We start from the raw sequence: 19,547 nt of genomic DNA, 5'->3' as shown, positions 1-19,547 counted from the left end.
CTTCGGGGCTGATCTTTTGAACATGAGGAGAGTATTATCATGAGCAAGTTTTTACCTATTGGTACCAAAGGTGAGCTGCTGAACAGCGACATGATCGCCCGCATCATTCCCAAGGAAGATGGCGGATGCATCATCCTCACCAAAGATGGTCAGCACTTCCACAGTGAGATCGACCTTCACGACGAAGTCAATGACTACAACTCCATTCGTGCCATCATCCCTTGCCAGGGCGTCAGCGCTGTCTATCTGGATGATGATGGCGACAGCGAAATCTGCCCCTGCGCTTTTGTGATGCTGATGTCTGACGGCAAAATTGAGCCTTTCGTCTTTGCAACGGACAAAGACATCGAGCGAATCGCCAATAAAGGCCATACCGGTTTTACCGGATTCGTTCCAACCAAGTAAATAACGAAGGCCGCTGCTCCGGCAGCGGCCTTCTATTCCAAAACAAGTGGAGGAATATCAAACATGGGCAGATTTATCAACCTTGGTATCGCGATTGTCAACACCAGCTACATTATCCGTGTGGAGATGGAATCCGATGGCAGAGCGGAAATCTATATGTCCGATGGTACGATGTTTCGCTGCGATCACTTCGATGCCTCCCAACTATATGGCACAAATGAAAAGAAAGAGGGTGCGACCTCGTTGCATCTGCAAGAGGAACTCCGATATGACCAATCACACTCCATGTCTACTTGATGAAGCAGCAACCTTCATGAAAGTACAATACCTCTCTTACCTGCGGTTCCTGTCCACTGACGGTCGATCCCGTTTAGCAGCATTTCTTGAGACTTTTGATGCAGCAGAATACACACTTTTCCAGTGGAATGATGCCATTGAATACTTGAAAGCTGGAGTGAAACAGCAGACTGCGCAGGTGGCTCGTGCACAACTCCTACGCGCCCTTAGAACCACCTGATGGCTCTATATCAATATTGCATAGGAGGACATGTTCAACCAAACACCCAGAACTGGCATTTCCATCATGTGTGCCCACTATTTCTATTCGGACGAAGGAGGATCAAATATGCCCTGGATTATCAGCAATGGAAAAAGCTATGTGGAGATTATCGGCAACAATCAGATGATCACCACTGCCTATATCGATCGCGCGCATACATTCAACAATAAGAAGACGGCAGAGAAATACTGCTCTTTGCTGCCAAAGGCGATGAAAAACCTGAAGTATAAGGTTATCTTCATCTCAAACCCCGATCCCAAAAATCCTGATCTGCAACTGGAGCTACTGACGCCTGAATTCTACCTGACACGGCTGAAGAATTTCAGTGATTTCATTCACACCATCCAATGCCAGAGAGAAACACTGGTGACCGGCCAGCGGAAGGCGGAGCTGGAGATTGAAGACATCGAGCACGCAGCGGAGTTCTATAACCTGGATGCCTCACATGGATACCAACTCTATAAACTTCTGCACGATGCCCGTGTGCGCCGGCGCAAGTGCAAGAATGCAATCGCTTGGATCGATTATATTCTGGAGCAGGCCCCGGATCGATTCATAGAAAATGACCCATCTCCCAGAATTGCGGGAACGCGATCCCGTGACTACGCACCTCGCGCACTTCCTGCACTATTTGAATGGGAAAACGAGGGGCAGACCAATATCTCGGTCAGTTAATTGTCGGCACCAATGGACAGAAGCCCTTGAATATGGTATTCTAAGCGCAAGAAAACATCAGTTTTTGCAGTATTTAGCTGTACCGTGACCCGTGGAATAGGGGGCTTTTATGAATAACCAGGCATACGATGATACAGCGACTCGGAACCCGAGAAAAGCATATACTGACTATGAGAACAGTACTTATACTGTTGTTTCGAAGGTGGCTTATTTAATCGGAGTCCAAAAGCGCATTTTTGAAAACGAATATGAACCACCAAAGATGGAATGGTATGAGAAATTACACGCAGACAAGAATGCCCGCATCGTGCGCAACCTCTGCATGATTCGAACGGCTTTGGAACTCAATTTTAAAGCCATCAATAACCGTATGCGTTTCGATATGTGCAATCTCCACTCGCTTCCAGAGTATGTTCCGCAGGATAGCCTGAACGAACTCTTGCAGGATGGTATTACGATTGTTAGATCCAGAGCTTTGCCTGCCGAGTATATTGTAGATATCAATAAGCATATCAGCAACCGCATTAACAACTGCAAGTCGCTGTTTCCATTATGGCTGAAGTGGGAATATGTCCGGAAGCTCTTCCTCATGCCGGATGGCCTCAACAAGAAGGGCATCAAGGCAGCAGCGGCAGATTATTACGCCAACAAAAATAAGTACCCGTACCAAGTCTATATCAATTGGTCCTACATGGACTCTGGCAACATCCTCTACAATGACAAGAAGTTTGTTTCGCTTCTATATGAAGCCAATGAGGATTATTTCACAGACTTGAGCAAAGTGTCTGATGCCGGTAACCTCACAAAGGCTGGTATATACAAGTTCCTGGACAAGAGTGAGCGCGTCGTCGTTGTGGTGGATTGTGAAAACTCCGATCCCTACAAACTGTACGCAACCTTGAACAATCTTAATCAGGAAGCACTACTCAATAAGATTTGTAAAATCATCCTCTATGATGATATTCATACCACATCGGCGTGGAAGATTTTGGAGCGCTTCACCCAAATTCCAATTGAGCATGTCCTGATCGAACGCATCAAAGAAAACAAGTCACTTGTTGACATTCGTTTGACCACCGGGACCTGCCGTGAGTATTATCAGAACAATGTGGACTCGTTCATTCTTGTATCCAGCGACTCCGACTATTGGGGTCTGATTTCGGCAATGCCTGAGGTTCGGTTCTTCGTGATGGTAGAAAGCGAGAAATGCAGTCCGACCATCAAAAATGCGTTGATCAATGCCGGCATTTCTTATTGCTATATCGACGATTTTTGTACTGGTAACAGTAATGATATCAAGGTTGCGGCAGTACTTCGCGAGGTTCGCCAGAAACTCGACCAGGCATTTCACCTTAATGTTCGAGATATTCTGGATGAGGCCTGTAGGGCGACCAGAGCTGACATGACGACCGCAGAGAAGAACCAATTTTATGACAAGTACATTAAAACCATGCATGTTGATATCTCTCCCAACGGGGAAGCAACGATCGTGCTTGGAAAATAGTCCCGCATATTGGAACGAGAGGCTTTGACCCTCTCGTTCTATTTTGTTGCTATTAAACCAGCAGTTCAATGACAACTTCAAAAAACAAGGTTATCATGATATCAACGACAAGAACAAGGAGTGAGCGATATGAATCTCAAAGAAGCGTTCCGCTTTCAGAATAAGCTGCAGTCCATGATGACCGATGCGCAGAGCATCCTCGGCAACAACGGCAATATCACCAAGGTGCAGAACACCTATCTCCGCCACAAGGTCATGGCAGAGGCGGAGGATGAGGTCACTATGGAGGCCCCCTCCACCGAGTATAGCGAGAATATCACCGAGATGGCAGAGTTCCTGCTGTTCCTCCTGGACGAGCGGGAAAAGTTGAGCGCCGCAATCCATCAGGCGAAGGTATCTCTTCCTCTTGGCGCTGGCCTGGATGGTGAAGTGAGCCTCAATGGGAAGCGCCAGGAGATTGCCACTCTGCTCCGTCACATGGCCGGCCTGCGCAATGGCGAGGTTTTGATCTCTAACGGGGGAGTCGGCTATCGGTTCAATAACGAGGGAAATCAGGTCTCCTACCGCTGCGATGTCAAGCGTGTGACCACCATCAATTTCGATCGCAATAAGATCCGGAAGATGTGCGCTGATCTGAGCAAGAAGTCCGATGAGACCTCTGCCACTCTGGATGTTGCGTTAGTTAACACCCCGGTGGAGTATGAAGCTCCGTTCGATGTGAACGAGACTTTCGCAGAGGCTTTTGAAGCGCATATGTCCGCATTGAGCTGACCAAGCCTTTGCGACTTTGCTCCAACTATCACGGATGCGGCAGAAGAAGAGAACGTGGCGACCGGTTCAGTTGCAGACGAACTATAGTGCTGCAAATTAAAAAATCCGCTCGGTTGATTCTGAGCTCCAAAAGAAGACATGATCCGTCTCGTTAACGGATGCTACGAACCGTCTTCCTATCCATCAGCGCCCAACGCTGTTTCACCATATCGTGAATACGTTACCGCCGAATCTCGACCTTGCCACCTCACATCTCCCTATTCTGTTGGATATAGATAGATTTCCTATCTTGATATTGCTGGCCTTTGAGCCGTTCATACGTCGAGGCATGCTACCCTCGCTCCTCAGGGAGCCAGTAAGCGCATGGCCTTGGCAAAAATGGTCTAAGCGATCTTGGCTCTCTGCCGTATCCGTGATAGTCGGAGCAGTTCTCCCATAAATAGAGGCGAGCAGCAGGCTTCGGCCTGCTGCTCACAAATAATCAGATTCAGTTGTGATGTCCGAGATACTAGGATGTCCTCCATAGGTACTTCAAACAACGCACCGAGAGCATACAGATTATCTACGGAAGGCAGGCTCTTTCCTTGCTGCCATTTGTAGATCGCCTGTGGCTCTTCAAAACCGAAGTAAGCCTGCAGGTCGCGGACACTCATCCCGCGCTCGACGCGAAGGCGGATGATGTTCTTTCCGGTCGCAATCGGATCAATGACCGGAAACTGCTTCGTGTTCATGGCAATCGCCTCCATCTAAAGAGTCTTCCCAAACGGGAGTATTCCAGAATACTGGAAGCACCTTCAAAAAGCAAGAGCAAACGCGATTTTGTAAAGAAACTGTCACATAAGGAGGTCCAATCGTGAGTCGAGAATACAATGAATTCTGCTGCTGGACGATTGAAAAGTTCTCATTCTTCCACAACTACTTCGCAATCATCGATACAGCGGATTACCTTGCAGACCAGCTTTTTATCAAGCATCAGGTCAGAGTTGGGTTCGGCCCTGAGTTCGTGTGCCCGGATGCTCCCTATCGCGTCATCATGTGCAAGTGCCGCAAGCGTGATGTCGATGCTTTCCTGGCAGCGATCCGTGAATTGCCCAACAAGATGCTCCTGTTCGGGTATCCTGACTACCTTACATTCTGCGCGGATCTCAAAAAGAAAGTCCAAACCGTTCGAGACAATGGAGGTGTTCTCACCAATGAAACAGATGATACCACTCAAGAAGCAGAGCAAGAAAGCGCAAAAGGAGCAACATGCGAAGCAGCGCGGTAGCTGGTATGGTATTTGTCCCATCACAAGAACTGTGCCAAACGGTAAAGCCTATGACCGAAATCGAGTTAAACAAGAAGATCGAGAATTTGCTGACTGAGTCAGCTACCAGGCAACCATCCAGACGAACTGGCTCTGCGTATCGAAGAGAAATGCGCATCCGCAAGAATGACGCGCTCATGCGCATTGTCACAAGAAGGTATGTGCCTCATGCCGGTTATATCGATTACGGCTTTGAGGGTAACACGCTGCTCCATTCAGGGAAGTACATCAAGTATCCCAAGAACAGTAATTGCCAGCGGTGGATGAAACAGGAAACCAGCCGAAAGTTCCGGAACTGTCAGGATCTGCCCAGAAAGGGGAACTACTATCGGCGCCTTTTTGACTACTGGTGGACATTGTATTAACTATAGAGAGGATTCCTGCAGCAATGTGCGGGAACCCTCTCGTTTCTTAGTCTATATCTCTTTCAGGCGCCTGTAGAATGTTGATCTCGAACGGATACCGGTGCGATGCATGGCTTCTACTTCCGTTACTTTATGGTTGCGGAAATCCTCGGCGATTTGGCGGAACAGATTTGGATCGACCACAATCTTCTTCCGACCAGCGTATTTTCCGTTGTTCTTTGCCTGTGCGACACCTTCCTGGTGACGCTGCTTATTCTGCTTCGCTTCCATCGATTCCTGAACCATGAGCAGGTTTAGTAGCAGACTGCACTCCTCTTCAGAGAGCTGGTGCGAGTCTGTTTCATCCCAGATATGAGCGCCACTCCTCAAAATCTGAAGGAGAATCTTTCTGAGCTGGCGGCTGGTCTTCGCGATACTTTGAAATCCCTGAATCGAAACAAGGTCGGCTGGCTGGAGATCGGGCGGCAGGCTGTTGATCGATTCAAATGTGATAGTACGAGCGACTTCCGCCCGCTCAACGATCAGGTTATCGGTACCACAGCGCATATCCGTCCGGAGCAGCCACTCAAAGCGATCATAGTAATCCAGACCAACTGCTTCAAGTAGTTCCCAGAGATCTTCTCGACTTTCGCTGGGGGTACGCTCAGAAATGAAGTACGGCGTCATATTAACACGATAATATCGCTCAAGCCGCATGGACATATCCAGCCCGGGAATACCCTGGAAAATGGAGGACGGCAGGGTATCGATTACACTCCATTCAGGAGTGAAAACATACTGGAAGTTCTGATCATCAAAGCGCTCAAGATCAACTCGCCCCACAGCATACTTATTGCCGTTGCGGTCCACGGCATAGATTATGCCGCTGCTGCGGTAATAGGGCTTTCCCTGCAGGGGAAGCGTATATTCGTTTAGGCTTTGGTAATCATGCGTAACAGGCCTCATGAGCCACTCCTTTCCATGTCACAACTGGCGATATGCGTACATAAGGATCTTTTCATATCGTTGCTGCAGCATGACTTTATAGAAACGCTTACGCACCTCTGAGATCCCTTCCACTTCGTCAATAAGAGTATTGATTTGATTAAAATCAATGCGAGGAACAATTCGCTTTAGGGCATCATTGCAAGCCTCGAATTGCAAGCTGCTGATCACTTCAAAATAGGAACTTTTGCGATTCTTCACCTTGATGTGTGAGGTTGGGAACTTATAGATCCGTTGGTCAATTTCTTCCCCGGAGGAGAGTACGGCCTCCAGCTTCTCGTCCGTATTCAGCTTCGGGTAGAGGCTTGAGCCATTGTCATATACCGGGGCGATCCGGTATTGATTATCTTTCTTAATGAAGCCCCAGTTCCCACCATGCCGGTCAAAATTGCCGATCAAAGCATCCACGATGAACATATCCCAGAAACGGTCGATTGTCTCCTCGACATTTGTTGACTTCATATTCTCGCGCAACATTGCGGTAATATCTTCATAAGTGTACTGATAGAGCTCTTTGTCCCTTTCCAGCGAGCTTTCGCCGACACCGTTGAAGGCAACAAGATCATCTTCGGGCTCTAAGAAATTTTTCATAACGACTACATTTTTGCCCTCATAAGTGCCAAGGAAGGTTTCCTGTACGGGAATGCCAAGTAGTTGAAAAATATGGCTTCCCAAATACTCAGAAACATAATTGAAGATCAAGCCCACTTCGGAATTTTTCTGAAACTTGACGATATAACGATACCCGTCAATAATGATTTCGAACTTCTTTTCTGCCCCAGAGAATAACACGGGTGTCTTTTCGTACTTGCTGTAATCTCTCATGATAGACCTCCGATTTTGATCTTCACCATTATTATATCCACAACGAGCGAAAGTGTCAATAGAGCTGATATATATTTTGATACGCTCATAAGCCGGCGAGTGTGAATCAAATGAAAAAGCCGCACCATGTAAATGGTGCGGCTTAGGAGGTAGTACTAACCGTGTCGAAATCGATGCGGTTAGTCTTTTTCACCCTTCCGGGTCTTATAGTCCGCTTCAATTGGCGCTTTCCAATCGGCACTCATAGGAGCTCCGCTTCTCATGCTTGTAATCGCGCAGCTGACCACTTCATAGTTCAGCCTTGTCCCCACGCTGTCGGAGTGGTAATTGACCGCGCGGTCTTCACTAATACCAAAATGCTTTGCCGTCTCGACGGCGTCAATATTGGCGCCGAGGAACAGGAATTCCCAACCATACTTGCTCTTCTCATGCTCGATCATCTGCTTAACACGAGCGCTATCATAGCGACGACTCGCATTTTCCATTCCATCCGTCGTGATGACGAACAGGGTGTGCGCCGGAACATCTTCCTCTCGCGCATACTTGTGGACGTTGCCGATGTGGTGGATTGCGCCTCCAATCGCATCCAGCAAGGCGGTGCAGCCGCGCACACAATACTCCCTATCAGTCATGGGCTTGATGTCTCGGATATTAACGCGGTCATGGATCACTTCGCTGACATTGTCAAAGAGGATGGTGGAGACCAGCGCTTCGCCGGGAGCTTTCTTCTGCTTTTCAATCATGGCGTTGAAGCCGCCGATTGTGTCGGACTCAAGTCCACTCATGGAACCGCTGCGGTCAAGGATAAAGACGATCTCAGTCAGATTCTTATTCATTGCAAATACCTCCAATAAATTATGGCTGTTTGGTGTTTCACCTTACAGCCATATCTTACTTTGATATTCGCTTCATTTGGTCGCTTGTTAAGCGACAATTCAATGAAAGGCGCAAGCAAGGATGCTTGCGCCTCTGGATTTCTCAGGATGTGTGATGTGCGTAAAACTCGCTCTCTGCAACACGAATCACGAAATTGTATTCCAGTCGATTTGCCTTGGACATGTCGATGTTATACCGCTTACTGACCTGACGCAAATAGGCAAAATACTCTTTGTCCTCACGAGTCAACGGAGACACCCAGCCTGTCCGTGAAGCATGATCTTCTACCTGACGCAGATACTCAAGCTCTTTTTGTTCCATCGCAGCACACCTCCGGAAAAGATAGCATATCAATCAGAGTTCCACCGACGAAAAGTCGCAGCAACTGATAACTATTATGCGCCAATCAGGCTTTGATCGAATGCAAACAGCGCCTCATTGATCTCAAACACGTTGTAGTTCCCTCGCTCGACAAAATACTCCACGATGATGTCGAATTTGCTGGAGTGCGACAGGGCAAATCCTGCTTTCGAGAGCATATCCTTCAATTCGTCAAGCGGCAATTCGAGTGCAAGCGCAAAGGCAATCACAGTAGGCTTTGATGGCCGATAGAGCTTATCCGACCGAATCTTTGAGAACAGCTTTCGATCAATGTTGGCCTTTTTATAGCACTCTGCATCCGTCATACCACATTCATCAATCTTACGAAGCAGCATCTCGGAAAAGCTCTCGTCGATCTGCTTCAGAGCATCGTCTAGGGAAGCTGCCTTTGCTACCATAGGTGCAGCAGGGATAGGGCAGCTCTCTTCCGCTGCAAGGCTACGCAGCCGGCTGATCCGCTCAGCATAGCTGTCTCGATGCTCTTCGACATATCGGTCGTCTATGTAGGCGTTGATGTCCGCAAACAACTTGCTGCTGATCTGATACGCCTTGCGATCGAAGATGACGATGTAAACCATCATATCATTTTCAAGCAGAAAACTGCTGATCGTGTCGATAGCTACTTTGAGTGCCTCATCCTTTGGATAGCCGAAGATTCCCGAAGAGATCAGAGGGAATGCGACCGACTCGCAACCATGCTCCTTTGCGAGCGCGAGTGACGTCTGGTAGCACGAGACAAGCTTGTCATGCTCCCCATACTGCCCACCGCACCAGCGAGGGCCTACCGCATGGATCACATATTTGCATGGCAGCTTATATCCCTTTGTTATCTTAGCACTACCAGTTTTGCATCCATTGAGCATTTCACATTCGGCCAGGAGTTCCGGGCCGGCGGCACGATGAATGCAGCCATCTACGCCGCCACCACCCAAGAGGGAACTGTTTGCGGCATTGGCGATCGCGTCAACCTTCATTTTTGTGATGTCATTTCTTACGATCTGGAGCGGCATAAATGGACCTCCTGTGATAGCTGCCTTTTGAGTGATCAAACGGCGAGCTTCTTTGGCAATAGATATATCTTTTTATCATCGAAGCAGATTAGCTCGGTACGGTTATAGATCTGGATCATCTCATCCATCTTTTCCATGAACATCCGTGTGCCAGGATTGCCTATGGAAGCGAACCGGTGTACGGCATCCTTTTCCATATCGAGAGCACTCTTCTTCAAGTGTATCCCGCCATCCTGAAGGAATTCATCAACTGGCCCCTCTTTTACAAGAGGGATACTTCCAATGAATTTCCCGACTGCATTTCCTGCCGTGCCGATACCTTTCATGACATTAGCATCTACTGCTGAGTTACTCAGCTTCTCTAAATAGTGTGAGCTCTCCTCAAACAAATCGCGGTAAGCGTCCGACATCTGCTGCAGTTCATCCCGAATCCCAGAAATATAGGATTCTTTGAAATTGCCGCTGAGCATGACCTCCATGAGAGACGACAGTGAGAATGTATAAAGGGACAAGCGATAGTATTTGAATTCCTTCTCCAAAGAGGCGAACGCCTGCTTTACGCCAGCCTGTGTGACGATATGCGGCTTCTTCCCAATCGACTCAACGATCTTCTTCTGATAACCAAGCATGTTTTTGCGTGCGCGATTCTGGTAGGTAAGGACTTGATTATGATTGCCGCTGACAAAACGTTCATTGTCCCAGTTGTCCTTATACTTTTTGATGATGCTCATGAGACTTTCAACATCCGCTTCTATCTCAGATTCCTTTTCGATTTCAAGGAACGAGATGATCTGCCTCTGCATATCCTCAATTTCCTCAAGTTCCTGTTCGATTGAGAATAGTGCGACCGCCATCATCATAGTGGCGGGATTGAATGCTGCCGCTGTCTGTGTGGTAGCGGTAATTGCTCCTGCTTCCTGCAGCTGAACCATTTTAGACGCTCCATCCGCAGTTTTGAGTGAGGCCCAGAAGTTTCCGTTCTTTGCCGCTTTCAGTACATCACCGACACCAGCGTTGGCTATCGTATAGAGTCCATCCGCTGCGATGCTCGTCGTCTGCGTAACAGTATTCAACGCAGGGATGAGCGAAGAGACTCCAGCACCAAGCGTAGAGAGTTCCGCAATAGGAACGCTTAACACACCGCTGCTGTTCAGAGCAGTCCTTGCATCCGCCAAGAGGCTTTGGGTAATATCCAATAATGCCCCCGTATCACCGCCAGGCTGAGTCTCTATAGCGGTATTCGTATTGATGATCTCTCCCATGTCTTATCCTCCTCAATCGATTGAGAGTGTTCTCATTAGAGTCGTTGCTTTTTTCGCGGATTGGAAAAAGGCCATGTGGGAGCGGTCGCATACAATATTGCTTTACACGACCGATGCCCCGAAGGGCATTAAAGACAGCTTGGCCATTTTGAAGCATTGCTTTCCGATTGGAATGCCAAGGATCGTGATGCACCAGAGACAGCCCAGAATGCAGTATCCGATTGCCATCTCAAGGCCAAAGAAAATGATCCAAATTAGGTTGACGAGGAAGGAAAAGCCTCCACCGCCATACACAACTTCTTTCCCAAACGGGAAAAAGGCGAGACTTGCGAATTTGAAGCATTGCAGGCCAACGGGTATGCCGATGATGGTGATGCACCAAAGACAGCCGGCCAGTACCCAGGCAAGCCCGCCGATCAATCCTCCAAATAGGAACCAAAGAATATTTCCAATCGTAGACATAGTTGTCACCTCAATTTCTCGCTATTTCGCATCCGTTGCAAGCTGTCGCTCGATCCATGCCATCAGCAACCTCACGATGCGTTTCTGCTCATCCTCCGTCAGCTCACGCCCTATCGGAACATGATACCACTTGTTTAAGCAGCTGCGACAGCAGCAGGCGCAGGCATGCTGGGCAATAAACACTGGATGCCCGCGCATCGGTGTCTGTTTGCCGTCATTTGGGATGATCGCCGGCGCAAGCCGCATTCGGATGAAGTCGGCCGCATGATGCTGAATGGTTTCCATGCCCTTGCCCATTATGTACTGCCTGTCCTTTTCACTCAAATGGAACTTTGCGCGGAAAGCAGACTGTTGTAGGCGTAAAAGTGTTTGCTCAATGGTTGACATGTTGCTCACTCCAAGACCTTCAGTCCCAACTCTTTCATCTTGCGAATGATATCTTTCTCATCCATCATTCCCTCTGGAGATGATGCCTCCTGACCAGGGAATGCTCCGATACCGCTAAACTTAGCTGCCAGCTCATCCGGTTTCCAACCGCAGGTACACCACAAGCGGCTTCCATTGTGATACTGCACGATGAGCTGCATAAGAGTATCTTGCTGCTTTTCCGTCAGGCGGACACCTACCTCGCACAATTCAATCAGCACATTCTGGATCATATCCGTTGTGCGCAGATGACCAACATTCTCGGCTCGCCGATGAAACCGCATAATCTTTTCCGCCTCTGTACCGCTGTACTCTGCCAACAGGGCAGAATAAGTGGCGGGGACTTTCTTGTAATAATCCAAATTGAACCGCTCGTTCAAATTGAGAAAAGAAAACTCGTTTAATTTCTTCCCGCGATTCTCATTCGGATAGGTTTTACGTTGTTTTGGGGCGCACTCCATCGCCGTGGACTTCAGGTTCCCAATAAAATCTGCGAGTGATTTCTCCTCTACAGATGCTGTTGGTTCCGCATATGAGAGAAAATCATCGGGGACACAATAGGGGCGATCATCGCGCTCGTCCATCAGTGCATAGAAGGAAAACATCTTACCATAGCCAGCACCAATCAATTCTTTTGATACGATGTGCCGATCCAGATCATTGTGCGGTTCTTCCGTGTACAGTTCTTCAATCTCATAAACCCAATAGGGTTGCACCTCTCGACGGACAATAGAGGAAAAGGCGATAAGATCGCGTCGATGAATCCGCGGCACATCGCTTTTTAGCTCCTGATAAACCGACCATACATCGCGAAGGGCGATGGTGCCATATAGATTTGCACAGGCGGCGAATAGAGAATGGAGGAAAGCACATGTTTCCGTTGATAAACCCGCCTGCATATATAGCCGGTTTAGAGATTTCTCCGATAGTGGTTTTGGATAGGACATATACCGTTCCTCCGCGTCCAAGGTTCAAGCTTTATTCGTACTGTGCTGCGATCGACTTGACGTGCTCCGCCATCTGCTTGACTACATCATCAGGCCCAATGACCTTCGCCGCCGTCTGAAATCCGCAGAGCCACGCAAAGAACTGTGGGCTGACGATCACATCTGTCCATACTGTAAAGTGATCTTCTCCATCCGGGACTAAGATCACATCCCGCCCGAGACGGTCGAGTACGGCGCCCACGAGATGATTTTCGAAACGGAGATGAACCTTGACCTCCTCGCCGGTGAACATGCCGAATGTCTTACGCGCATAGACGGCCATATCGAGCGCCTCGTAAGCGTCCTGACCATCTCGTTCTTCATCCAGAACGGTGATCTTTTCCATCTTATCGACGCGGTAGTGTTTGATGATCCCTGCAGCAGAATCAAAGGCCACCATGTAGTAGTTCTCATCGTCCCATGTCATTGCAAATGGGCTGACAACATAATAAGCTCCACCATGTCGGTACATGCGCTCCTTGGCGACATTATACTCGAAATACAGGAACCGGATCTTCCGATTACTTGAGATGCCGTTATGAATCTCATCGACATTATAGTAGATGGACTCATTCATCGTCTTGATCCTGTTCTTCACGAATACCTGCCGGTTGAGCAGTTGTGCGCTATGAATGCTGGCCAGCTTCTCGATTTTCTTGATCAGGGACAGCGTCTTCTTATGGGTAATAAATTTCGAGGATTGGACGCTATCCACGAGGAGCTTGAGTTCCGGCAGTTCAAAGTCCCGACTTGCTATATAGTAGCCGTGATTGTTCCCCTCAGATACCTGGATGATGTCCAAGCCAAAATCCCGCAGAGCTTCAATATCACTATAGATCGTCTTGCGCTCTGCGGTAATATCGTGGGACTTCAGGTAGGCAATGATTTGGCTGGTGGTCACGGCATGCTCTTCGTCCGAGTTTTTCAGCAGGTACTCCATGATGTAGATAATCTTCAGCTTCTGAAATGAGGAGCGAGGCATATGTTCATCATCCTTTCAACTCGGTCAAGCCGTTTTCTGCAAGGCAATGATATCATAGCATAAAACCTGTCCAATAGAAAGGACAACCTTTGATAATGGTTATTTGTATCGCAAAAAAGAAAGCCATGGGTTGAGTACTCTCAGATATCCAACCCACGGCTTTATATGATTATCCAATATTGCATCGTTATCCGGATGTTCCTCGAGGCTGCTCTCTTTGGTCAAGTAGTCTAAAAGAGCCAGCTGTGTTTTCGCTTCTGCTCAAGCAGTACACGCTCCGCTCTTTGGAGTATATCTGGAGAATAGGCTTCAGATAGCAAATTCAGTTCTGACCTCAGTTCTCCATGCGATATGCGAAAGATGAGTTGTCTGCCATAGAGTTGCTCAGCCGCCGTCACCTGCTCCACATGATCCGAATCAAAAGGCTTCGCTTGTACTCGCTCAATACAGGTATATAGATCATCGGTAAGCGGGTAGTCATTCAGATCTGAAAGAAGAGAGAGCCCATTATCAAAGATCGGACAAAGGCGAAATTCCTTTGTTTCTTCATTCCGCAATACAGCGAGATTGTTTGTGTGGCGATCTTCATTGAGCGTCAGGCAGTCCAATTCAAGGATAGCGGTAAGATATGCTCCCACACCGGTTAGCTTTGTGACGCGCTCAACAAAATCAACCGTGTAAGCAATTCGAGCCGCAGGAGAGTCAAATTTTGTTAGCGCCTGAGCAAGCCCGCGACCTTCATAGGCGCGATGGAGCCGTTCAAATGGAATCAGCATTTCATCTTTGCGCATGAAGTCACGGCTGGAGCATCCCGGTATTACTTTATCGTTATAGTGAATGAACACTGGTTGATAAACCACGAAATCATCCGCATTTGACCATGTGAGCAAACGTGAAACGATTATTTCCGAGAGTGCTTCGTATCCCATGTGGTCCGCTTTATACCAATTGCCTGACTGCTTCCATTTGGGTTGGTCACCCTTTGAGGTATGGCCTTCGCTCATAATTCTATCCGCGCTCGTAAAATCAATGACTTGCATAAATGATCTCCTTCCTCGGAAGATAACGAAGTCTTAACCACATTTCGTCATCAGCTAAACGACCCTTCGTCTTTTCTACGATCTTCAACGGATCATAATCCGTTAGATCCATTTCTTGAAGCAGTTCCTTGCAGTTGCCGCGTGTCTGAGGAAAGCAGCGATCCCGTAAGAAATTTTCAAAGTCATTCCAGGTTGGGTGCTCCAGCACACCGAATGCACGATGCAGAATGTCATCCGTTTTGTTCTGGATGACCACCTTTTGGTCAAGGAAGTCTACATCAATAACCGTACAAGGCTGCCTTCTGAACATATAAGTGATGCGCATTGTGCAGCCATCGCCTGCGGCTGTGTTTAGGTATCGCTCAACCGTTTGACGAGAGAGCCCAAATGTCCTTGCCAGTTCCTGCATGGATGTGCCGGCGTTGCGCATAGCCCTCATTTTGTGGATATCTTCGTCGGCTATTTTGCGTTTCCGGCCAGCGTTGCGTGTGTTCTTCTTTCTATATTCTGCAGCGATCTTGCGAAGTGTGGCCTCATCGTCAGTACCGAACAGTTCTACACATAGCTTTCTATAGTCCATTGTTCTCCTTCCTTCGCATTGAATATATGCAACTAATTTAATTTTGATACATTATAGCATAATCTGGTCAACGTGTCAAATTTCACATGACCACGTTACAAAACTCTGTATTTCTCTTCAAGAGCTATTGCATTTTGCGTGCAATAGCTCTTTTCACATCCATTCACAAAAAGTTTACAAATTTCTTTTCGAAGCGACGGGGGGTACCCCCCTGTTTTTTGAGTGAACTCTAGTAGAACGCAAAAAAGGAGATGACCATTTTGAAAAAAAGAAAGACCAGAGCACAGCGCAGCAGGCCCTTCCGCTGCCCCCATTGTGGAGCTGCCATGATCTTGAGACCAGCAGCGGAGATCTACCGCGACTGCCAGAACGATCGGAAACTCTATGTCTGTCACAACTACCCCGCGTGCAACACCTATGTGGCAGCGCATCCCGGCACCAATCAGCCGATGGGCGTGCCGGCGAACGGAGACCTCCGGAACCTGCGCATCCAGGCGCACCGGAAGTTTGACCGCATCTGGCAGACCGGGATCATGACACGAGAGAATGCCTACCGCTGGTTTGCGGACTCCTTTGGATTGAGTCTGAAGGATGCCCACATTGGAATGTGCAGCGAGTACCGATGCAAGGAGCTCATCCGGCTTTGCGATGAAGTGCTCGCAAGAAACCATCGTGTCGCATAAAGGAGGTGCCTGACATGACTGATTATCAGAATGAGCTTGTAATGGAACATCTGGATCTGGTCAACTGGGTCATCCGAACCAGAATCTCAGTTCCCAACAGACCGCTATTGACCTATGATGACTTCTATGCCATCGGTTGTGAGGCCATCTGCCGTGCCGCTTTGAAGTACCAGGCGGATAGCGGCGAATTCGCACCCTTCGCATGTCGCTATATCTACAATGCCATTATCGATCACTGCCGTGCGATGAATTACCGACTCCAGAGAAGTGTAGATGCAGGTTTTGAAGAGGGCGAGGTACTCTTTGATCTGCTTGCCCATACCACCGTTGACTTCGAGGCCGAGGTCACTGACGATTCCGCTATGGCAGCGTTGCGCGCCTGTAAGGAGAAGTACCAGGGTGTTGCTCGGAAAGGCGTCGAGGCCATTGAGCTGAAGCTGCAGGGATATGAGTCTGTTGAGATCGCAGATCTCTACGGGACCACCGTCAATAATGTCAATGCATGGATCTCGCGAGCCCGCAGCAAGCTCCGGAACGAACCTGCCCTGATGGAAATTTTGTGCTGATTTGTTGTTCTTCCCAAGCCACCTTCGTAAGAAAAGTGTAGAACGGATAAGGAGGATACAGCAATGATGACATTTTATGCTGCTGCAGGCAGTTATCAGATCAGAAGCGAAGACGGCAAGAATATGCCTTATATCATGCGGCTGGGAAAGCTGCAGCCAGTCTCCATTCCGGAGTTCAGTCTCTGGAGTATGCTCCTGTGGGATGTACTGACCTATGAGGAGCTTCATAAAAAGTTCTATGACAAGATGGAGGAAACAGAGATCGAACCTTCCTCTTTTGATAAGTCCCTGGAGATGCTGGTTAAGCGCAAGCTCATCATCAAGGGTGTAGGATACACCGGTGCGGATGCGCTCTACAATATGCTTTCGGACACCTATGTGATTCCTCTTCGAGGCGTCCAGGGTGCCCGGAAGCTCATGAATGTAGCCAAGCTGCTCAAGCAGAAGAAGGTAAACTTCTTCGAGGCTGTTTATCTGCTGCAGCCGGAGAAGAGTTCGGTTGCCGAGCGCAGGATCATGAAGCTGGTGCTTCAGACCCCGCTGAGCGTACCGGAGCTGGTTCGCTGCTTTGAGAACAATGTGCACGATGTGAGTTCGGCCGACAAGGTCATTTCCGCCATCTACACGGAGGAGTCCGACAATCAGGCGCGGCTGAACAACGCATCAAGCCTCTCAGACTACCGCCACGATGTCCTGGAGGCGACAGCGAATCTCTACCTGACACGCCAGGTCATTTTGGAACACGCATAGATACAAGCCCAGAAAGCTTCATCGCTTTCTGGGCGCTTGATTTTACCACTGTCTTATAAACAGAGAAAGGAACCTGTTATGAAAATGCCACCACCCATAGCAACTAAGTTCACTAAGTTGGTTCTTACGATCCTTGCCATTACCATTCTCGGCATCATCCTCTCGTTCGTCTCCCAAGACCATACGCTCCTTATGCTATCAGCTGGTGTAGCTGTTGCCGGAGGCGTGAAGATCATCGACTACTATCGAACGATCAAGGGAGAGCACTATGAGTGCATTGAAGGGACGCTTGTCCGGGAACAGGCCGGCTATGCAAGGAAGCGGCACACGATCGTGCTGGCTTTGGAAGACGGCTCGTTGGAGCAGAGAATCCTGGAAGGCCGATACAAACTCAAGATTGGAACCGACTATCGCTTCTACCTCAAGCGGGAACCGATCGCCGAGATCCAGATTGAACTCCCAGAAATCCTCCAGCCGGCCATCGTCGTACTTGGTCATGAGGAGCTGTCTTTTTCGTCAGGAAAGCAGATTTAGGTATTCTGGAAGGGCGCCGAAGCGGATGATATGCTTACTGTGTTCTTTATTAGATTGATCCTCCAACTGGAGCTTTTTAAGATGTGAGCCTGTGACCAACCACGCAGGCATATCAGGCAGAATCGTGGATTGTGACTCTATTGCCATCCGCCTCTGTCTTTTTCTTTATCCGGCTTCGGCTGGATGACTTTGTACCATGCGTCGTAAGGCGTTTGGAATATTTTAAGCCGTAAGGCAGAAAGGAAAAGGATTATGCACGCAACCATCATTATGGAGGGCCGTCTGGTCACCGATCCGGAGATCAAGAGCGGAAAGAATGGAGACTACTGCACATTCCGATTTGTGGTCAACACAAAATATGGAAATCAGGATAACGCCTCTTTCTTCAACTGCACCGCAAGCGAGTACATCGCCAATCGGATGCAGAAGGCCGGCATCAAGAAGGGCCGTCTGATCGAGATCATCGGTAATCTGAATCTGCGTCCCTACGAGACGGATGAGGGCATCCGTCAGATCTCTGCGGATGTCGGTGTCCTCGAGTGGCACTTTACTGGTTCAAAGCCGAAAGGCGATGAGGCGGACTCTTCGCAGGGTACGGCAAAAACCGCACAGAAGAGCACCGGTAAGGTACGCCCGGAGCAGACGATTCCAAGTGGCGATGACGATGACGACCTCCCCCTCTGATCTGGACATACATATATGGGCTGTAAGTGTTGTGAATGCTTGCAGCCCATTTTGTTTTGTCCATTCCAAAATCTACATACGAAAGGACTGACTATTTGTGGCTGTCAAAAGCCGAATTGACGCATGGACCCTGCTGAGGGTTCTTGTTGTACCCTGTCTGTTTCTCTGCGCGATCTTCAAGCGCCCCATATTCCAATGGATCGCTTGCGCTGCGCTTTTTGTCTGGGTGTGTTTCGTGATCTCGAAGCTATTTCGCTCGCACAGAAAACACTGCAAAAAGATGCCCGCAGAGCAAAAGGCCTTTCCTGCGAAGCAGGAGACCAAACCGCTTACGGAGACTCCGCAAGAAGCAGATGATGATACCCGACTGAGCTTGCTCAGACAGGTCAATTATCGAATCATGGAGCAGCTGAAGCAGAGCTATCCCACGGTCGCATGGCTCTGGGAGGCTCGTCCGAGCTCCGAGGAGATCAGCAAGGGTTGCACCAAACGCATCAAGCTCTATCACTGTGATCCATTCAACTTCGGTGAGGTGACGCTGAGCGCCACTGGAAAGTTGGAGATCGCCCTGGTCCAGATGGTTCCTCTTGCGGAGGCTGAATTGCAGCCGCACAACGATGAGGACCTTGAAGAGCAGGACATCCTGGATCGCAGCGATGTGAAGCAGTGGTACACGCAGAAAGGCATCGCATTGCTCAGCGCTTTGATTGACGAGCTGAATGTGCAAGGCCACAAGCGCCTGACCATCAAGGAGAACGGAGATGTCTTCGTCACAGCCAGTGGTAAGCAGCAGCCGGTGGATACCATCCCCGACTTTCCGCCCCGTCCTGCGTGGGAGGATCTGTGTGTTCTGGCACGCGAAGATGACATTGCCGCTGAAGTGTGTAACCAGGAACTCACCGTGTCCTGGGCCTAACTTATTTTTCAATGA

Annotated in this window: 27 protein-coding genes; 14 read left to right on the top strand and 13 right to left on the bottom strand. The window is 48.7% G+C overall.

Features of this window, described 5'->3' with window-relative positions:
• Positions 1 to 39: 39 nt before the first annotated feature.
• The 6 genes from H8Z83_RS06925 to H8Z83_RS06900 all read left to right on the top strand — a co-directional run bounded on the left by H8Z83_RS06925 (position 40) and on the right by H8Z83_RS06900 (position 3,914).
• Complete coding sequence (locus tag H8Z83_RS06925; protein WP_147561744.1) at positions 40 to 405, top strand: hypothetical protein; 366 nt, start codon at positions 40 to 42, stop codon at positions 403 to 405.
• Between the two features lie 63 nt (positions 406 to 468).
• Positions 469 to 702 carry a hypothetical protein gene (locus H8Z83_RS06920; protein ID WP_108979805.1) on the top strand — a complete coding sequence of 78 codons (234 nt, stop codon included), beginning with the start codon at positions 469 to 471 and terminating at the stop codon, positions 700 to 702.
• Complete coding sequence (locus H8Z83_RS06915) at positions 674 to 922, top strand: hypothetical protein (RefSeq protein WP_147561742.1); 249 nt, start codon at positions 674 to 676, stop codon at positions 920 to 922. Before H8Z83_RS06920 ends, H8Z83_RS06915 begins: the two co-directional genes overlap by 29 nt.
• A 108-nt stretch (positions 923 to 1,030) precedes the next feature.
• Positions 1,031 to 1,639 carry a hypothetical protein gene (locus H8Z83_RS06910; protein WP_187014363.1) on the top strand — a complete coding sequence of 203 codons (609 nt, stop codon included), beginning with the start codon at positions 1,031 to 1,033 and terminating at the stop codon, positions 1,637 to 1,639.
• Between the two features lie 109 nt (positions 1,640 to 1,748).
• Positions 1,749 to 3,143, top strand: coding sequence for an NYN domain-containing protein (locus H8Z83_RS06905; protein WP_148337167.1), 1,395 nt, complete (start codon positions 1,749 to 1,751; stop codon positions 3,141 to 3,143).
• A gap of 129 nt (positions 3,144 to 3,272) precedes the next feature.
• Entirely contained in the window at positions 3,273 to 3,914 is a 642-nt protein-coding gene (locus H8Z83_RS06900) for a hypothetical protein (protein ID WP_187014362.1), read from the top strand.
• A gap of 383 nt (positions 3,915 to 4,297) precedes the next feature.
• Here H8Z83_RS06900 and H8Z83_RS06895 read toward each other — a convergent pair whose 3' ends face one another.
• The gene (locus H8Z83_RS06895; RefSeq protein WP_306797507.1) at positions 4,298 to 4,645 is read right to left on the bottom strand and encodes a helix-turn-helix domain-containing protein; all 348 of its coding nucleotides are present in this window, start codon (positions 4,643 to 4,645) and stop codon (positions 4,298 to 4,300) included.
• A 122-nt stretch (positions 4,646 to 4,767) separates the two neighbouring features.
• Between H8Z83_RS06895 and H8Z83_RS06890 the strand changes: the two genes are divergently transcribed.
• Positions 4,768 to 5,181: a hypothetical protein gene (locus H8Z83_RS06890; protein WP_187014360.1), complete on the top strand. Its 414-nt coding sequence runs from the start codon at positions 4,768 to 4,770 to the stop codon at positions 5,179 to 5,181.
• A 149-nt stretch (positions 5,182 to 5,330) separates the two neighbouring features.
• The gene (locus H8Z83_RS06885; RefSeq protein ID WP_187014359.1) at positions 5,331 to 5,585 is read left to right on the top strand and encodes a hypothetical protein; all 255 of its coding nucleotides are present in this window, start codon (positions 5,331 to 5,333) and stop codon (positions 5,583 to 5,585) included.
• Between the two features lie 51 nt (positions 5,586 to 5,636).
• Here H8Z83_RS06885 and H8Z83_RS06880 read toward each other — a convergent pair whose 3' ends face one another.
• The 12 genes from H8Z83_RS06880 to H8Z83_RS06825 form a co-directional block, all read right to left on the bottom strand.
• Complete coding sequence (locus H8Z83_RS06880) at positions 5,637 to 6,530, bottom strand: recombinase family protein (protein ID WP_187014358.1); 894 nt, start codon at positions 6,528 to 6,530, stop codon at positions 5,637 to 5,639.
• Between the two features lie 18 nt (positions 6,531 to 6,548).
• Positions 6,549 to 7,394 carry a HipA domain-containing protein gene (locus H8Z83_RS06875; protein ID WP_187014357.1) on the bottom strand — a complete coding sequence of 282 codons (846 nt, stop codon included), beginning with the start codon at positions 7,392 to 7,394 and terminating at the stop codon, positions 6,549 to 6,551.
• Positions 7,395 to 7,573: 179 nt separating this feature from the next.
• Positions 7,574 to 8,230 (bottom strand): vWA domain-containing protein, encoded by a 657-nt coding sequence (locus H8Z83_RS06870; protein ID WP_187014356.1) that lies wholly within the window; start codon positions 8,228 to 8,230, stop codon positions 7,574 to 7,576.
• A gap of 142 nt (positions 8,231 to 8,372) precedes the next feature.
• Complete coding sequence (locus H8Z83_RS06865; protein WP_118625497.1) at positions 8,373 to 8,591, bottom strand: hypothetical protein; 219 nt, start codon at positions 8,589 to 8,591, stop codon at positions 8,373 to 8,375.
• A 74-nt stretch (positions 8,592 to 8,665) separates the two neighbouring features.
• The gene (locus H8Z83_RS06860) at positions 8,666 to 9,661 is read right to left on the bottom strand and encodes an O-acetyl-ADP-ribose deacetylase (protein WP_187014355.1); all 996 of its coding nucleotides are present in this window, start codon (positions 9,659 to 9,661) and stop codon (positions 8,666 to 8,668) included.
• Between the two features lie 35 nt (positions 9,662 to 9,696).
• Positions 9,697 to 10,923, bottom strand: coding sequence for a hypothetical protein (locus tag H8Z83_RS06855; RefSeq protein WP_207732013.1), 1,227 nt, complete (start codon positions 10,921 to 10,923; stop codon positions 9,697 to 9,699).
• Between the two features lie 102 nt (positions 10,924 to 11,025).
• A complete protein-coding gene (locus tag H8Z83_RS06850) occupies positions 11,026 to 11,385 on the bottom strand; it encodes a YccF domain-containing protein (protein ID WP_108979790.1) in 360 nt (119 codons plus the stop codon).
• Between the two features lie 21 nt (positions 11,386 to 11,406).
• Complete coding sequence (locus H8Z83_RS06845) at positions 11,407 to 11,772, bottom strand: DUF4186 domain-containing protein (protein WP_147561719.1); 366 nt, start codon at positions 11,770 to 11,772, stop codon at positions 11,407 to 11,409.
• Between the two features lie 5 nt (positions 11,773 to 11,777).
• Positions 11,778 to 12,758 carry a hypothetical protein gene (locus H8Z83_RS06840; protein ID WP_187014354.1) on the bottom strand — a complete coding sequence of 327 codons (981 nt, stop codon included), beginning with the start codon at positions 12,756 to 12,758 and terminating at the stop codon, positions 11,778 to 11,780.
• Positions 12,759 to 12,789: 31 nt separating this feature from the next.
• The gene (locus tag H8Z83_RS06835; protein ID WP_187014353.1) at positions 12,790 to 13,779 is read right to left on the bottom strand and encodes a helix-turn-helix transcriptional regulator; all 990 of its coding nucleotides are present in this window, start codon (positions 13,777 to 13,779) and stop codon (positions 12,790 to 12,792) included.
• Positions 13,780 to 14,009: 230 nt separating this feature from the next.
• On the bottom strand, positions 14,010 to 14,819 hold the full coding sequence (locus tag H8Z83_RS06830) for a HipA domain-containing protein (protein WP_187014352.1): 810 nt from the start codon (positions 14,817 to 14,819) through the stop codon (positions 14,010 to 14,012).
• On the bottom strand, positions 14,806 to 15,399 hold the full coding sequence (locus H8Z83_RS06825; RefSeq protein ID WP_147561711.1) for a helix-turn-helix domain-containing protein: 594 nt from the start codon (positions 15,397 to 15,399) through the stop codon (positions 14,806 to 14,808). The genes H8Z83_RS06830 and H8Z83_RS06825 overlap by 14 nt, the downstream gene beginning before the upstream one ends.
• Before the next feature lie 260 nt (positions 15,400 to 15,659).
• On the opposite strand from H8Z83_RS06825, the gene H8Z83_RS06820 reads away from it, so the two are divergent.
• From H8Z83_RS06820 to H8Z83_RS06795, 6 genes are all read left to right on the top strand, one after another.
• Complete coding sequence (locus H8Z83_RS06820; RefSeq protein ID WP_226907839.1) at positions 15,660 to 16,082, top strand: zinc-finger-containing protein; 423 nt, start codon at positions 15,660 to 15,662, stop codon at positions 16,080 to 16,082.
• A gap of 14 nt (positions 16,083 to 16,096) precedes the next feature.
• Positions 16,097 to 16,648 carry a sigma-70 family RNA polymerase sigma factor gene (locus tag H8Z83_RS06815; RefSeq protein ID WP_187014351.1) on the top strand — a complete coding sequence of 184 codons (552 nt, stop codon included), beginning with the start codon at positions 16,097 to 16,099 and terminating at the stop codon, positions 16,646 to 16,648.
• Between the two features lie 63 nt (positions 16,649 to 16,711).
• The gene (locus H8Z83_RS06810) at positions 16,712 to 17,398 is read left to right on the top strand and encodes a hypothetical protein (protein WP_187014350.1); all 687 of its coding nucleotides are present in this window, start codon (positions 16,712 to 16,714) and stop codon (positions 17,396 to 17,398) included.
• Positions 17,399 to 17,476: 78 nt separating this feature from the next.
• Positions 17,477 to 17,932, top strand: a complete 456-nt coding sequence (locus H8Z83_RS06805) for a hypothetical protein (RefSeq protein ID WP_187014349.1) — start codon at positions 17,477 to 17,479, stop codon at positions 17,930 to 17,932.
• A gap of 252 nt (positions 17,933 to 18,184) precedes the next feature.
• Entirely contained in the window at positions 18,185 to 18,616 is a 432-nt protein-coding gene (locus H8Z83_RS06800; protein ID WP_118625518.1) for a single-stranded DNA-binding protein, read from the top strand.
• A 400-nt stretch (positions 18,617 to 19,016) separates the two neighbouring features.
• Positions 19,017 to 19,532: a hypothetical protein gene (locus H8Z83_RS06795; protein WP_187014348.1), complete on the top strand. Its 516-nt coding sequence runs from the start codon at positions 19,017 to 19,019 to the stop codon at positions 19,530 to 19,532.
• Positions 19,533 to 19,547: the final 15 nt, after the last annotated feature.

Source organism: Dysosmobacter segnis (genome assembly GCF_014297285.1).
GTDB classification, from domain to species: Bacteria; Bacillota; Clostridia; order Oscillospirales; family Oscillospiraceae; genus Oscillibacter; species Oscillibacter segnis.
Note: the sequence above shows the minus strand (reverse complement) of the source record. Positions and strands in the feature narration are given on the sequence as shown.

Coding starts and splice junctions, on each gene's coding strand:
- H8Z83_RS06840 (WP_187014354.1), bottom strand. CDS start 12,758: ATGTCCTATCCAAAACCACTATCGGAGAAATCTCTAAACCGGCTATAT.
- H8Z83_RS06865 (WP_118625497.1), bottom strand. CDS start 8,591: ATGGAACAAAAAGAGCTTGAGTATCTGCGTCAGGTAGAAGATCATGCT.
- H8Z83_RS06905 (WP_148337167.1), top strand. CDS start 1,749: ATGAATAACCAGGCATACGATGATACAGCGACTCGGAACCCGAGAAAA.
- H8Z83_RS06800 (WP_118625518.1), top strand. CDS start 18,185: ATGCACGCAACCATCATTATGGAGGGCCGTCTGGTCACCGATCCGGAG.
- H8Z83_RS06900 (WP_187014362.1), top strand. CDS start 3,273: ATGAATCTCAAAGAAGCGTTCCGCTTTCAGAATAAGCTGCAGTCCATG.
- H8Z83_RS06825 (WP_147561711.1), bottom strand. CDS start 15,399: ATGGACTATAGAAAGCTATGTGTAGAACTGTTCGGTACTGACGATGAG.
- H8Z83_RS06855 (WP_207732013.1), bottom strand. CDS start 10,923: ATGGGAGAGATCATCAATACGAATACCGCTATAGAGACTCAGCCTGGC.
- H8Z83_RS06845 (WP_147561719.1), bottom strand. CDS start 11,772: ATGTCAACCATTGAGCAAACACTTTTACGCCTACAACAGTCTGCTTTC.
- H8Z83_RS06875 (WP_187014357.1), bottom strand. CDS start 7,394: ATGAGAGATTACAGCAAGTACGAAAAGACACCCGTGTTATTCTCTGGG.
- H8Z83_RS06805 (WP_187014349.1), top strand. CDS start 17,477: ATGAAAATGCCACCACCCATAGCAACTAAGTTCACTAAGTTGGTTCTT.
- H8Z83_RS06815 (WP_187014351.1), top strand. CDS start 16,097: ATGACTGATTATCAGAATGAGCTTGTAATGGAACATCTGGATCTGGTC.
- H8Z83_RS06830 (WP_187014352.1), bottom strand. CDS start 14,819: ATGCAAGTCATTGATTTTACGAGCGCGGATAGAATTATGAGCGAAGGC.
- H8Z83_RS06895 (WP_306797507.1), bottom strand. CDS start 4,645: ATGAACACGAAGCAGTTTCCGGTCATTGATCCGATTGCGACCGGAAAG.
- H8Z83_RS06880 (WP_187014358.1), bottom strand. CDS start 6,530: ATGAGGCCTGTTACGCATGATTACCAAAGCCTAAACGAATATACGCTT.
- H8Z83_RS06795 (WP_187014348.1), top strand. CDS start 19,017: ATGGAGCAGCTGAAGCAGAGCTATCCCACGGTCGCATGGCTCTGGGAG.
- H8Z83_RS06835 (WP_187014353.1), bottom strand. CDS start 13,779: ATGCCTCGCTCCTCATTTCAGAAGCTGAAGATTATCTACATCATGGAG.
- H8Z83_RS06925 (WP_147561744.1), top strand. CDS start 40: ATGAGCAAGTTTTTACCTATTGGTACCAAAGGTGAGCTGCTGAACAGC.
- H8Z83_RS06920 (WP_108979805.1), top strand. CDS start 469: ATGGGCAGATTTATCAACCTTGGTATCGCGATTGTCAACACCAGCTAC.
- H8Z83_RS06910 (WP_187014363.1), top strand. CDS start 1,031: ATGCCCTGGATTATCAGCAATGGAAAAAGCTATGTGGAGATTATCGGC.
- H8Z83_RS06810 (WP_187014350.1), top strand. CDS start 16,712: ATGATGACATTTTATGCTGCTGCAGGCAGTTATCAGATCAGAAGCGAA.
- H8Z83_RS06870 (WP_187014356.1), bottom strand. CDS start 8,230: ATGAATAAGAATCTGACTGAGATCGTCTTTATCCTTGACCGCAGCGGT.
- H8Z83_RS06885 (WP_187014359.1), top strand. CDS start 5,331: ATGCGCATCCGCAAGAATGACGCGCTCATGCGCATTGTCACAAGAAGG.
- H8Z83_RS06915 (WP_147561742.1), top strand. CDS start 674: ATGACCAATCACACTCCATGTCTACTTGATGAAGCAGCAACCTTCATG.
- H8Z83_RS06850 (WP_108979790.1), bottom strand. CDS start 11,385: ATGTCTACGATTGGAAATATTCTTTGGTTCCTATTTGGAGGATTGATC.
- H8Z83_RS06860 (WP_187014355.1), bottom strand. CDS start 9,661: ATGCCGCTCCAGATCGTAAGAAATGACATCACAAAAATGAAGGTTGAC.